The sequence below is a fragment of the Vibrio chagasii genome (genome assembly GCA_041879415.1).
Lineage (GTDB): Bacteria > Pseudomonadota > Gammaproteobacteria > Enterobacterales > Vibrionaceae > Vibrio.
In genome coordinates, this window is the sequence record CP090851.1 from 2,074,747 (window position 1) to 2,088,768 (window position 14,022).

At 46.5% G+C, this 14,022-nt stretch carries 14 protein-coding genes; all 14 read right to left on the reverse strand.

Annotated features, from left to right (window positions below):
- Nucleotide 1: 1 nt before the first annotated feature.
- The 14 genes from L0991_09290 to fliM all read right to left on the reverse strand — a co-directional run bounded on the left by L0991_09290 (nt 2) and on the right by fliM (nt 14,019).
- Nucleotides 2–2,182, reverse strand: coding sequence for a chemotaxis protein CheA (locus L0991_09290; protein ID XGB61632.1), 2,181 nt, complete (start codon nt 2,180–2,182; stop codon nt 2–4).
- A gap of 9 nt (nt 2,183–2,191) precedes the next feature.
- The gene (locus L0991_09295; protein XGB61633.1) at nt 2,192–2,923 is read right to left on the reverse strand and encodes a protein phosphatase CheZ; all 732 of its coding nucleotides are present in this window, start codon (nt 2,921–2,923) and stop codon (nt 2,192–2,194) included.
- 112 nt (nt 2,924–3,035) lie between these two features.
- A complete protein-coding gene (gene cheY, locus L0991_09300; protein ID XGB61634.1) occupies nt 3,036–3,404 on the reverse strand; it encodes a chemotaxis response regulator CheY in 369 nt (122 codons plus the stop codon).
- A gap of 43 nt (nt 3,405–3,447) precedes the next feature.
- A complete protein-coding gene (locus L0991_09305) occupies nt 3,448–4,182 on the reverse strand; it encodes an RNA polymerase sigma factor FliA (GenBank protein ID XGB61635.1) in 735 nt (244 codons plus the stop codon).
- A complete protein-coding gene (locus tag L0991_09310; GenBank protein ID XGB61636.1) occupies nt 4,175–5,062 on the reverse strand; it encodes a MinD/ParA family protein in 888 nt (295 codons plus the stop codon). Before L0991_09310 ends, L0991_09305 begins: the two co-directional genes overlap by 8 nt.
- A gap of 13 nt (nt 5,063–5,075) precedes the next feature.
- Nucleotides 5,076–6,587, reverse strand: coding sequence for a flagellar biosynthesis protein FlhF (gene flhF, locus L0991_09315; protein ID XGB61637.1), 1,512 nt, complete (start codon nt 6,585–6,587; stop codon nt 5,076–5,078).
- Between the two features lie 27 nt (nt 6,588–6,614).
- Nucleotides 6,615–8,714: a flagellar biosynthesis protein FlhA gene (gene flhA / locus L0991_09320; protein ID XGB61638.1), complete on the reverse strand. Its 2,100-nt coding sequence runs from the start codon at nt 8,712–8,714 to the stop codon at nt 6,615–6,617.
- A gap of 254 nt (nt 8,715–8,968) precedes the next feature.
- On the reverse strand, nt 8,969–10,099 hold the full coding sequence (gene flhB, locus L0991_09325) for a flagellar biosynthesis protein FlhB (protein ID XGB61639.1): 1,131 nt from the start codon (nt 10,097–10,099) through the stop codon (nt 8,969–8,971).
- A gap of 9 nt (nt 10,100–10,108) precedes the next feature.
- Nucleotides 10,109–10,891 (reverse strand): flagellar type III secretion system protein FliR, encoded by a 783-nt coding sequence (gene fliR / locus L0991_09330; protein ID XGB61640.1) that lies wholly within the window; start codon nt 10,889–10,891, stop codon nt 10,109–10,111.
- Between the two features lie 6 nt (nt 10,892–10,897).
- A complete protein-coding gene (gene fliQ, locus L0991_09335) occupies nt 10,898–11,167 on the reverse strand; it encodes a flagellar biosynthesis protein FliQ (GenBank protein ID XGB61641.1) in 270 nt (89 codons plus the stop codon).
- Between the two features lie 12 nt (nt 11,168–11,179).
- Nucleotides 11,180–12,109: a flagellar type III secretion system pore protein FliP gene (fliP, locus tag L0991_09340; GenBank protein ID XGB61642.1), complete on the reverse strand. Its 930-nt coding sequence runs from the start codon at nt 12,107–12,109 to the stop codon at nt 11,180–11,182.
- Nucleotides 12,096–12,536, reverse strand: coding sequence for a flagellar biosynthetic protein FliO (gene fliO, locus L0991_09345; protein ID XGB61643.1), 441 nt, complete (start codon nt 12,534–12,536; stop codon nt 12,096–12,098). The genes fliP and fliO overlap by 14 nt, the downstream gene beginning before the upstream one ends.
- Nucleotides 12,536–12,946, reverse strand: coding sequence for a flagellar motor switch protein FliN (gene fliN / locus L0991_09350; protein XGB61644.1), 411 nt, complete (start codon nt 12,944–12,946; stop codon nt 12,536–12,538). The genes fliO and fliN overlap by 1 nt, the downstream gene beginning before the upstream one ends.
- A 29-nt stretch (nt 12,947–12,975) precedes the next feature.
- A complete protein-coding gene (gene fliM / locus L0991_09355) occupies nt 12,976–14,019 on the reverse strand; it encodes a flagellar motor switch protein FliM (protein XGB61645.1) in 1,044 nt (347 codons plus the stop codon).
- Between the last annotated feature and the right edge of the window lie 3 nt (nt 14,020–14,022).

Genomic DNA, 14,022 nt, shown 5'->3' on the forward strand with positions numbered 1-14,022 from the left:
ATTAAATTCTTGACGCAGCTGCGTACTGCTTCAACAAGTCCGGCACATCTAGAATCAATGCAATGTGACCATCACTTGTAATTGTTGCACCTGCCATGCCTGGCGTACCTTGCAACAGTTTATCAAGCGGCTTGATAACCACTTCTTCTTGACCGATAAGCGTATCAACAACAAAACCAACACGCTGGCTACCTAGTTGCACGATAACCACATGACCATGTCCTTTACGTAGCTCAACATCGCTGGCTTTCGGTGCAAGCCAGTTCTGCAAGTAGAACAGTGGAATCGATTTATCGCGAACGATGATGGTCAACTGGCCATCAACCACGTTAGTGCGGCTTAAATCTAGGTGGAAAATCTCGTTGACCGAAGCCAAAGGCAGTGCAAATGGGTGGCCAGAAACACCAACCATCAAGGTAGGTAGAATCGCTAGTGTCAGTGGAACCTTGATCGTAATCTTAGTGCCTTGCCCCATTTCAGAATCGATATCAATTGAGCCATTCAGTGTGTTGATCGCTGTTTTCACAACGTCCATACCTACACCACGACCAGAGATATCAGAGATCTGCTCTTTACTAGAGAAGCCTGGTGCGAAGATTAGGTTGAAACACTCTTTATTTGATAAACGAGAAGCAGCATCTTCATCCATCAGACCACGCTTGACCGCAATAGCACGAAGCTTATCTGGATCCATACCGCCACCGTCATCAACGATAGCCAGTTCAATGTGGTCACCCTCTTGAGAGGCAGACAGAATCACTTTACCGGTTCTTGATTTACCCGCCATCACTCGGTCTTCCGGCATTTCAATACCGTGGTCAACTGAGTTTCTCACCAAGTGAATCAGTGGATCCGCTAGCGCTTCTACTAGGTTTTTGTCTAGGTCCGTTTCTTCACCGCGCATCTCAAGAACGATGTCTTTTTTCAGGCTACGAGCAAGGTCACGGACAACTCGAGGGAAACGACCAAATACTTTCTTGATCGGTTGCATACGAGTCTTCATTACCGCACCTTGTAGGTCTGCAGTAACAACATCTAGATTAGAAACAGCTTTCGACATTTCTTCGTCGTTGCTGTTTAAACCAAGGCTAACCAATCGGTTACGAACCAATACCAATTCGCCAACCATGTTCATAATGGTATCCAGCGTAGAAGTATCAACACGAACGGTCGCTTCGGCTTGTTGCTTTTTAGCAGGCGCCTTCACTTCCGCTTTCGCAGGTGCACTTGGTGTAGGTTCAGCTTTAACTGCTACTGGAGCAGCTGGTTGCGGCTTAGGTGCAGCTTGTGGTGCCACTGGTTTCGCTTCTGCTGGCTTAGTTGCAGCATCAAGCTCTTCAGCCGATGGACCGTTGCCTGAACCATGTAATTGGTCAAGTAACTTCTCAAACTCTTCGTCTGTCATCAGGTCATCGCCTTCAGACATCGCCGAAACTGGAGCAACAGGAGGAGCTGGCGGTGGTGGAGGCGTCGAACCCGCACTTGTCGGGCTGTTACCCGCGCCATGCAGTTCGTCCAATAACTTTTCGAATTCGTCGTCAGTGATATCACCACTATCAACCACAGGTTGTGGTGCAGCTGGTGCTGGCGGCGGTGTTGGAGCCGCAGATGACGTTGGTGAACCACCTTTACCATGAAGTTCATCAAGCAGACGCTCAAATTCATCTTCAGAGATATCGTCTACTGAAGAAGCGCTGATGCTTGAGCTTTCAACGACCGGTTCAGGTTCAACAGCGATAGGCTCAGGGATAACAGGTGCAGGCGCTTCTACTGGTGCAACTTCGTCCGCTGACTCTGGCTTACAGAGACGGTGAAGCTCATCCAATAATGCTTGATCTGCTGGCACTAAAGGTTCCTGATCTTGCACGGCTTGGAACTGTGTATTAACAGTGTCTAGCGCCTGCAGCATAGTATCCATCAAACCTGATGTTACGCTGCGTTGGCCATTGCGTAGAATGTCGAACACATTCTCGGCACCATGACAAGTATCCACCAGTTCAGTTAATGCTAGGAAACCAGCACCACCTTTTACTGTATGGAAACCACGGAAAATAGCATTTAATAGGTCTTTGTCGTCAGGGTTATTCTCAAGTTCTACCAGCTGCTCTGATAGAAGCTCAAGGATCTCTCCTGCTTCGACTAAAAAGTCCTGAAGAATATCTTCGTCTAAATCGTAGCTCATACGTTACCTTTAAAATCCAAGACTGGATAACAAATCGTCGACTTCATCTTGAGAAGCAACAGCGTCTTCGCGCTCTTCTGGATTCATGATTGGTCCTTCTGGAGCAATCGATGCTTTCTTCTCTGATTTCGGAGTTGGCTCAATCTGATTCGCACCAAATACGGTGAGAATCTCAACCAAGCGCCCTTCAACCTCATTCACCAAGGTAATAACTTTGCTAATTATCTGCCCAGTTAAATCTTGGAAATCCTGAGCCATCAAGATTTCAGTCAGTTGCCCACGTAGTTCGGTACTATCGCCCTCTACTTGGACAAGCAATCCATCAATGCGGTGACATAAAGCTTTAAATTGTGCCAGCTCAATGCGGCCATGCATCAGTTCATTCCATTGAGGCCTTACTTGAAGTAAACACTCGTGTAGGTTGTCTGCGATTGGCATACAGCGATCGACAGCATCCATCGTTTTATTTGCCGCAACTTCCGTTTTATCAATGACATACTGAAGGCGATCCCTTGCATCAGGGATTTCATCATTTGCGATAACGCTAATGCGCTCGTCAAAGTTGAATTGTGTCAAAGAGTCATGGAGGTCGCGAGTCAGACTACCTATTTCTTGAAGCATTGGATTGTCTTGAAGACTAAAGTTGTCTTCATAAATGCTTCTAACAAGAGAATCAGCATCTTGCTGCTCATCGTTTTCAAGCAGCTCTACTAATTTTTTTGCTTGTTCTAATGAAATCATCCTGAGTTCGGCCTTACTCCGCATATTTGTGACGCTTCAACGTTTGAGAAAAACGGGAAACTAAAAAGTTAATGTCTCTCTAGAAGCGCCTAAAACAGGTTATTTTTAATGCTTATAAGCGCTCAAAAATCTTATCTAGTTTCTCTTTAAGAGTTGCGGCAGTGAAAGGCTTCACAATGTAACCATTAACACCCGCTTGCGCAGCTTCGATGATCTGCTCACGCTTCGCTTCTGCTGTGATCATTAGCACTGGAAGGTGCTTCAGTTCAGCATCTGCACGAATGTGTTTTAGCAGGTCGATACCTTGCATGCCCGGCATGTTCCAGTCAGTTACCACGAAATCAAATTCGCCTTTTTTCAGCATAGGTAACGCGGTCAAGCCATCGTCTGCTTCTTGTGTGTTGTTGAAACCTAGGTCGCGAAGTAGGTTTTTAACAATTCGGCGCATCGTTGAAAAATCATCAACAATGAGAATTTTCATGTTTTTGTTCAAATTAGCCTCCACTGAATAAAAATCAGTGTTGTTAGTCGTTCTGTGTCCAAGCACTTAATTTAGTGCGTAAACGCTGCATAGATTGGCTCAATATTTGGCTGACACGAGACTCGCTGACACCTAATACTTCCCCAATCTCTTTTAAATTGAGTTCTTCGTCGTAATAAAGCGAAAGCACTAAGCCTTCTCTTTCCGGAAGCTGTTTTATCGAATCGATCAAAGCTTGGCGGAATGACTCATCAGCAACCCCTTGAAAAGGCGCGTTATCTTGAGAGTCTTCATTCGGAGATATTACATCATCTGAGACGCCTAAATCTTCGATCCCGACCAGTCTTGAGCAATTAATATCAGTTAAAGCACTATGATACTGCTCTAAACTGAGTCCCATGTGCTTTGCCACTTCGGCATCGCTTGGGTCGCGGTTGAGAGTGCTCTCTAATTCCGCAATTGCACTGCTGATTTCTCGATTGTTTTTATGAACCGATCTCGGCACCCAATCTCCTCGGCGAATGTCATCCAACATTGCGCCACGGATTCGAATACCGGCATACGTCTCAAAGCTTGCGCCTTTGGTACCATCATAGTTTTGTTGCGCTTCAATCAAGCCAATCATGCCAGCTTGAATCAAGTCATCAACCAATACATTAGGCGGTAATCGCCCCAACAAGTGATGAGCGATACGTTTAACCAACACAGAGTACTTCTCAAAAAAAGCCTGTTGGCTATTGTGATTAGCGTGTTGGTCGTAGGTAAGCGCTTTATTCACCAAATGGTTCCTCTACAAATTCAGTACGGTTCAGCAGCCTTTCAACAAAGAACTCCAAGTGTCCACTTGGTGTTTTTGGTATTGGCCAGGTCAATGCTTTATTTGCCAATGAGCTGATTGCCAATGCAGCTGGAGAGCGAGGAAACGCGTCGACTACGATTTTCTGTCTCTTGACTGATTGACGTACTTTATCATCTAAAGGAATACATGCTACGAGTTCGAGGCTCACATTCAAGAAGCGCTCTGTGACCAAAGTCAATTTTGCAAATAATTCTCGGCCTTCGCGGTAGCTTCTGACCATATTTGCGACAACTTTAAATCGCTGAACTTGGTGCTCTCTGCTCAAAAGCTTAATCAACGCATATGCATCTGTGATTGAGGTAGGTTCGTCACATACCACGACCACTACATCTTGCGCGGCTCTTGAGAAACTGATCACCATGTCCGAGATACCAGCCGCGGTATCTACTAGCAAGATGTCCATCTCGTCTTCGAGTGTACCAAATGCGCGAATCAAACCAGCGTGTTGTGCGTGTGATAGCTCTGTCATGCTCTGAGTGCCTGAAGTCGCTGGAATAATTTTAATTCCGTGCGGACCTTCAACAATCGCATCTTTGAGTTCACACTCACCCGCTAACACATGTCCAAGGTTTCGCTTAGAGCGAATACCCAGCATGATATCGACGTTTGCAAGGCCTAAGTCGGCATCAAGCACCATGACTTTTTTACCTTGGCGCGCCATACAAATAGCCATACCTAACGTCACGTTAGATTTACCAACGCCACCTTTACCGCCCGTTACCGCAATAACTTTGGTGATTGAAGGCTTGGTTAAGCGACGGAGGCCGCTAGCTTGATCGTGTATCATATTTTCATTCATATTTATCCGCCGCCTAGAGCCCTTCAGAATCGCTATTCCAGTAATGAGGTTCATTCTCTGTAGATTTCTCTAATAGCTCATTTGCCTTAGCAATCATGTACTTTGGTTGAGCTATAACGATATCTTCAGGAACTCGTTGACCATTTGCTATGTAAGCAACTGGTAATGCATTTTGTATTACGACACTGATGAATTCACCAAGACTGAGGGATTCATCCAATTTAGTCATGATGCATCCCGACAACGGGATTCTTCTAAAGTGTTCAATTGTTTCTTGTAGTACTTTGCGTTGCGCTGTAGCCGGCAAAACAAGGTAGCTATTGATAACGGAACCACTCTCTTGCATCAATGTGTCTAACTGCTCAGATAGGCGAACATCTCGTTGTCCCATACCTGCAGTATCGACCAGAATCAGGCGACGATTACGTAACTGATATATTACATCGGCCAGTTCGCTAGAATCTTTAGCAACTCTTACAGGACAACCCATAATTCGACCATAAATCGATAACTGCTCATGTGCACCTATGCGATATGTGTCTGTTGTCACTAGTGCTACGTTGTCTGCGCCATATTCCATGGCAGCGCGAGCCGCAAGCTTTGCAACCGTCGTCGTTTTACCCACGCCGGTTGGGCCAAGTAGAGCCACAATTCCGCCGCGTTTTAAAATATCTTTCTGTGTCACGGAGATCTGGTCAGCAACCAAGGCTAACAACGCCTTCCATGCACGAGCTGGTTTGGTATCTTCTGGAATGTAACAAGCCATCTGATCAGCAAGCTCTGCTGACACGCCCATACGTTCAAGACGTTTGATAAGCATGGCTCTCAGTGGTTCGCGACGCTCAACTTCTTGCCACATCAGTCCTGACACTTGATGCTCTAACAGACGGCGAATTGAAGTCATCTCTTCGCGCATCGTTTCCATTTCAGTATCAGAGCCTTTGGATTGACCACTGTCACGGCCGCGATCATAGCGAGTCGGATCCAAACGAGGCGCTGGGCGCTCAACTCGGCGATCTTCAGCAATCAATTTAGAAAGGCCGGTTTCGCGAGCAAATGCTGAATCTAGACTACCGCTCGATGGCTGGCTGTTGTGCGACAAGTGGCTATTGCTAGATTGGCGATTGAGTAATGCAGACAGAGAGTCTTCGTTTTCAGCTCGGTGCTGAGGTTCATCATCCGTACCATGACTGTATTGCTTAAGCATGTTTGCAAAGCGCTTCGTCATTGAGCGTCCACCTTCAGAGTTTGACTGAAGGCTTACCTTGTCATCATCTAATTCGCGACGTCCTGCCGGAGCTGAAGGAGCGGCCATTTGCGTGTATTGGTTATGCGCAGGCTGCTGAGGTTTGTTGAGTCTTGGGCTCGCTGTTGACGGGCTAGATTCGCCATCAATAGCGGCAACAATTTCCACGCCACCTGCGACCTTTTTGTTAGACATGATCACAGCGTCTGAACCAAGTTCTTCTTTCACTTGGAGCAGAGCAGTTCGCATATCTTTTGCAAAAAATCGTTTAATTTTCAATTCGATCGTCCGTTCTAATTAGGCGGCTTAATTACCAACAGCTTGTACTATACGTATCTGCTTTTCATCCGGTATTTCTTGGTAAGACAGCACTCTCAAGCTTGGGATCGTGTTCTTCACGAACTTAGCTAGAGTCGAACGTAATACGCCTGAAGTCAGTAGCACTGCAGGCTCCCCTTTCAGCTCTTGCTCTTGAGTCGCTTGGCTAAGAGAGGTCTGTAAACGTTCCGCTAAACCAGGTTCAATACCAGCAGATTCTCCGCCGGATGCCTGCATGGTTTGATGCAAGATTTGTTCCAGCTCAGGAATTAGGGTTATTACAGGCAATTCTGCCTCTATCCCATTGATTTCCTGAACAATTAATCGTTTCAACGAGATACGAACTGCCGCAGTTAATATGTCAGGTTCTTGACTCTTGCTTGAGTACTCCGACAAAGTTTGGACTATGGTTCGGATATCACGGATTGGGATCGCTTCATTAAGTAGGTTTTGTAGCACTTTCACTACCACACCAAGCTGCAGCTGATCCGGTACAAAACCTTCAACCAACTTAGGTGTTGAGCGGCTAAGCATCTCAAGTAGATTCTGAACCTCTTCATGACCAATAAGCTGCGACGCGTTGTTGGTAAGCAGCTGGCTGAGATGAGTTGCTAGCACGGTCGACGAGTCAACTACTGTGTAGCCAAGAGCCTGTGCATGCTCACGTTGCTCCTCACGAATCCACACCGCTTCAAGACCAAATGCCGGATCGATGGTCGGCTCACCATCGATCATCCCGTATACTTGACCTGGGTTAATCGCGAGCTCCATATCCGGTTTTATCTCAGCCTCACCCACTGCAACCCCCATCAAGGTGATTCGGTAGCTGTTTGGTGTCAGTTCTAAGTTGTCACGGATGTGTACTGCTGGGATCAAGAAGCCGAAATCTTGAGACAACTTCTTACGTACACCTTTAACGCGCTCTAGTAGTTCGCCGCCTTGGTCTCTGTCTACCAGAGGAATCAAGCGGTAGCCTACTTCAAGACCAATAATATCAACAGGTTGAACGTCATCCCAAGAAAGCTCTTTTTGTGACCCCGTCTCTCCACTGGCTTCAACAGCTGCAGGGAGGTTCGGCTCCAATGCCTTCTTCTTCTGTTTCTTATCGATATAATAAGCCGCACCACCAGCTATTGCAGCTAGGCTCAAGAATGAGAAGTGTGGCATGCCCGGAACAATACCCATCACACCGAGAATCGCCGCAGTGATCATCAAGGCTTTTGGATTGTCGAACATCTGGAAGATGAGCTGTTGGCCCATGTCTTCATCGGTATTTTGACGCGTTACCATCATCGCTGCAGCGATCGACAGTAATAGAGATGGAATTTGTGCAACCAGACCATCACCGATAGTCAGTAGCGTGTAGATCTCGATAGCTTCACCGAAACCCAAACCAAATTGAGCCATACCTATGCTCAAGCCACCAATGATGTTGATGAACAGGATCAAAATACCCGCTATCGCATCACCTTTAACGAACTTCGAAGCACCATCCATCGAACCGTAGAAGTCGGCCTCTTTGGTAACTTCAAAACGTCGCAGACGCGCCTGATCTTGGTCGATCAAACCCGCATTCAAATCGGCATCGATTGCCATTTGTTTACCCGGTAACGCATCCAAGGTAAAACGTGCACTTACTTCCGAGATACGGCCTGCACCTTTGGTAACAACCATGAAGTTGATGATCATTAAGATCAAGAACACAACTAAACCAACCGCGTAGTTACCACCGATAACCACGTTACCGAAGGCCTCAATCACGTTACCCGCAGCATCGCCACCTTCATGACCGTGTAGTAGAACCACACGAGTAGATGCAACGTTCAAAGCCAATCGAAGCAGAGTCGCAATAAGAAGGACGGTCGGGAAAGCGGCGAAATCTAAAGGTCTTCGTGTGTAAACCGATACCAGTAACACAACCATAGCGAGTGCGATGTTGAAGGTGAAGAACATATCCAGCAAGAACGCAGGAATCGGCAACACCACCATCGCCAGCGTGGCAAGTACCATAACAGGCGCACCAATTGCAGGCATGGCACGGTTAGGGATTTTTGGTAGCTTGTCCGCAAAAGGCAGGGAGAATTTCATAAATCTAGATAGTTTCGCTATGTTGTCGCCTCTCGCCAAGCAAATTGGGCTCAGGGCTAAGCTATGTTGCCAACGTTATTAGCAACAAGGTTTATAGTGATCAGGTTTACCATGACCGGCTTATAATGTTCAGGATTGATATAGCAAACACTGTACCAATATCGAACGTCAATTTATCAGCGCTTTGTTGGCAAACAGAAGCCAATTAATGCCTCTATTATCAAGCTTCATAAGGCTGAGCTCAAGTAATTGATCTAATGACGTAAATCAGGTGGGATCGGCATATTAGAATCTTGCAGTTTTGGCCTCTCACCACCACGTTTTCGATATTGTTTTAGCTGGAACACATATGCAAGCACTTGAGCTACAGCGGTAAACAGACCGTCAGGAATTTGTTGTTCGAGCTCAGTGGTGTGATACAGCGCCCTCGCAAGCGGTGGTGCAGGAACAATATAGATATCATGTTCTCGGGCGATTTCACGGATCTTCATCGCCATATGGTCAACGCCCTTAGCAACCACAATAGGCGCTTTATCTTGATTCTGCTTATAGCGCAAAGCCACCGAGAAGTGTTCCGGGTTGGTGACAATCACGTCCGCTTGAGGTACATCAGCCATCATACGACGCTGAGCCGCTTCCCTTTGCAACATACGAATTCGACCTTTCACTTCAGGCTTACCTTCAGTGTCTTTAAATTCGTCTTTCACTTCTTGCTTGGTCATCTTCAATTGATCTGCGTGTTGCCAGATCTGGAATGGAATATCGATGGCTACCACAATGAGCAGAGAACAACTGATTAGCAGAATGAAGTTAAGCAAGATATCTAAGGCGTGAAAGATATTCTGCGGATAGACATCCATGCTCAGCTGCATTAAGTCATGTTGGGAAGCCTGAATCAGATAAACCGCCATTCCCGATACCAGCGCCACTTTCAAAATCGATTTAATCAGTTCGACCCAGCTTTGCAGGCCAAACATACGCTTGATACCACTGAGAGGATTGAGCTTAGACGCCTTTGGCATCGCTGCTTGCATCGAGAAGTTAATCCCGCCAACCCCAGCTGCGCCAATAACAGCCGCAATAAACAAGGTGATCAGAATTAAGAACAGCGGAAACAGCAAGTTCACCAATGAACCACCAGCAATTTCCAGTAGTTTGTTGGTATCAAAGATTTCATCGCGGCTTAAAGAAAACAGACGTTGCATGGCCTCGAACAGCGCCTTCGCCATCGATTCACCAAACCACATTAATGCAACGGCACCGACAATTAATACCGATGCTGACGCCAGCTCTTTTGACCTTGCAACCTGCCCTTTCTCTTTGGCCTGTTGCAAGCGTCTGGGCGTGGCGTCTTCTGTGCGTTCTTGACCGTCTGACTCTGCCATTTCAGTCTCCTAGCAATCTAACCGGATTAGACGACATATCTGTTGCTCGCCTTGCATCCAAAATAGCTCATAGTGACTATATAAGCCGCCAAGGATGTACCAACAAAGTAACAGACCCACGAGTAGCGCAAATGCAAAACCCAAAGAAAAGATATTTAACTGAGGCGCGGCACGTGTCATTACACCGAATGACAGGTTTATCGTCAGCAGCGCGATAATACCCGACAATGACATCGCCAATGCCGCTTTGAACATGATGCCGAGCCATAGTGCCAGCTCTCGAAAATCGACCGAGGTCAGAGAGCCACTGCCAATCGGCAGAGTTTTAAAACTGAATACCACCAGCTGCAACATCTTCAAGTGACCATCGGTCGCCAAGAAAAACATAGTCGCAAGTAGCATGAAGAGCTGACCCAATACTGGCGTGTTCTGACCGTTTGCCGGGTCGACCATAGAGGCGAAACCCAAGCTCGATTGCATACCAAGTATCTGACCGAGCATAACAAAGGTTTGAATCATGAACTGAGTGACAAAGCCCATCGCCACACCAATCACAATTTGCTCGAAGACAGTTAGGAAGCCTTGGAAAGAGAGCAGTTCAATCTCTTTGGGAACCGCGGGAATCGCAGGCATTACTGCGAAGGTAATCGCCAAACCTAAGTACAGACGAATACGCGGCGACACAAAACGTGCCCCCGTGACCGTCATCACCATCAGCATGGCTGAGATGCGAGTGTAAGGCCAAAAATAATTGGCTAACCACTCTAGTACAAGGCTCGTTGGATATTCCATATCGGTTTAATACAGAACTTGAGGCAAACGTTCGATGAGCTCAAAGAAGAACTCCATCATCATCTGAGTCATCCAGTGCGCAAACAGCATCAAGGCCAATAAGGTCACAATTAAACGCGGTAGGAAACTCAATGTTTGTTCGTTGATCGAGGTCGCTGCTTGGAAGATAGCAACGACCAAACCAATAAGCAGGCTGGGGATAATGATGGCGCAAACCATGATTAACACCATCCAAAGTGCGTCTCGGAACAACTCTACGAATATTTCAGGATTCATGATGTCCCCTAGCTACAAGGCAAAACTGCCGGCGAGTGTGGAGAGTATCAGGTTCCAACCATCAACAAGAACGAACAGCATCAGTTTAAACGGCAGCGATACGATCATTGGTGACAACATCATCATACCCATCGCCATCAATACCGACGCCACCACCAAGTCGATGATCAAAAATGGCAAGAACAACATAAAGCCAATCTGGAACGCGGTTTTGAGTTCAGAGGTGATAAACGCAGGAATCAACACTGCCATTGAAACGTCTTCCGGGTTGGTCACTTCCGAACCGGAGATCTCAACAAAAGTCTCTAAGTCTTTGATTCGGGTCTGTTTTAGCATGAATGATTTAATCGGCCCTTGGGCAACATCAAATGCTTGTCGTGCGGTTATCTGCTCATTCAAATAAGGTTGAACCGCTTGCTCATTCACCTGATTGATCACCGGCGACATGATGAAGAAGGTCAAGAATATTGCGATACCAATGATGACTTGATTCGATGGCGTTTGTTGCAAACCCATTGCCTGACGCAGGATGGACATCACCACCACAATACGGGTGAACGAAGTCATCAAAATAACCATTGCCGGCAAGAAGCCAAGCATGGTCATCAACGCAAGAATTTGCAGGTTTATCGAGTAGTCTTCACCACCGTTAGCATTGGTCGTCATGGTGAAGGCAGGAATGCCGCCCCCGTTACCCGTCAAGCTGCCGGTGGTCATGGTGGTCGATTTAGCTTGGTCTTGTTCCATAGTGCTGATGGTGACCGACTCTGAGCCCGCGGTGTTGGCGGGAATAACAGTGCCGTCTTCAGCCTGTGCAAATACCGACACACTAAAAAAAAGGGTACAGAGAAGAGTAAGCTGAACCAGCAGCACTTTCACCGCACGGAAAGCTCCGATTTGGTAAAAGTAAGATGAGTTCAAAAGTCCGTTATTTGTTTGCATCTTTTTTCATGAGCTGGGAAAGCTGACTTGAGAATGTACTTTTTTCCAGCATCTCCTGAGTAAGAGGTTTATCAAGCTTAGAGATCAGCTGAATAGATTGAGTGGTAATGCCCACCAAGAACTGCTCATCGCCCGCTTGCACAATAGCGATACGCTCTTTTGTGCCCACAGGGATTTGTCTAACAATCGCCAAACCTTGTTGATTGGACATCGCTGGCACTTGCATGCGCTTAAGCAACCAAGCAATAAATAAAATGAAGGCTATAACGAAAATTAGCGACCCAAAAGTGGTCGCTAAATCAAGAGAAGGTGGCGTTGCTGCAAAGGCAACAGAAGGAATAGCAAACAGCCCAACTCCAACTATTGCTCGAGATAAGCTCTTCAGCCCTTGAGGTAAACTCGTCAACCTTAGAGACGATAAGCGCATTAACGTAGCTTCTTAATACGTTCTGTTTGGCTAATTACGTCGGTCAAACGAATACCAAATTTGTCGTTCACCACAACCACTTCACCGTGAGCAATCAGAGTACCATTGACCATCACATCCAGTGACTCACCAGCAATACGGTCTAACTCTACGACCGAACCTTGGTTCAATTGCAGAAGGTTGCGGATACTGATCTGAGAACGGCCAACTTCCATAGAAATGGTGACTGGGATATCCATGATGGTATCCAGCTTGCGGCGCTCGTCTTCAGAAATCGGAGACGATGAATCAGTTAGCTCATCAAGTGGTGCCGCAAGCACATCGTCAACATCAATTGACGGTGCAGAAGGGTCTTCACCAAGTGCTGCAGCCCATTCGTCTGCTAGCTTTTGATCTTCACTAGGTTCCATTACCAATTCCTATACTTTTATCTATTTTGCTATTCGTTATCATCGCTATTTTCTAGTTCAGACATTAAGTCTTTGCCTAGGAAAGCGAGATCAGTTTTGACCACATGAGGTCTTTGAATTTTTTCAGAAATCTGTACCGCGAGTTTTTCACCCGAGCGCCCCATTTTTACACGGTAGGTCGGTAACTCTTCTACGAACATGGTCGCGTGCTCAGGCATGTTCATTGGAATGACATCACCAGGGCGCAGCTCCATTAAGTCACGTAGTGAGATATCTTGCTCTAGAAGGTTGACGCGGAAGTTAACAGGCACGTCCATGATTTCATCACGCAGTGCCGTGCTCCAACGAACATCGGTTTCCATTTTGTCTGATTGAACACCCGCATCAAGCAGTTCACGGATCGGCTCAACCATGGAGTAAGGCATGACCACATGGAAATCGCCACCGCCGCCATCCACTTCAATATGGAATGAGCTCACTACGATAACTTCGGTTGGGCTCACAATGTTCGCCATACTCGGGTTCACTTCAGAATCCAAGTATTCAAACTCAACCCCCATTACTGGTGACCAAGCTTCTTTGTAATCTTCAAATACAATCTTCAGCAACAGCTGGATAATACGTCTTTCCGTTGGCGTAAACTCACGGCCTTCAATCTTGGCGTGGAAGCGACCATCACCACCAAAGAAGTTTTCTACAAGAATGAAAACAAGACGTGCTTCCATGGTGATCAGCGCCGTACCTTTAAGCGGACGGAAACGCACCATGTTTAAACTGGTTGGTACGTACAGAGTGTTTTGGTATTCACCAAATTTCATCATCTGTACGCCGTTGATCGACACTTCAGCCGTTTTACGCAACATATTAAACAAGCTAATTCGCATATGACGTGCGAAACGCTCGTTAATAAGTTCAAGGGTCGGCATTCGACCACGGACGATTCGATCTTGAGAGGAGAAGTCAAAATTGACCGCACTGTCATTGTCGGTCTCTAAGACATCTTCAACTTCTTCAACATCATCAACGCCGTGTAACAGCGCATCAATTTCGTCTTGGCTTAATAAATCGGTCACAAA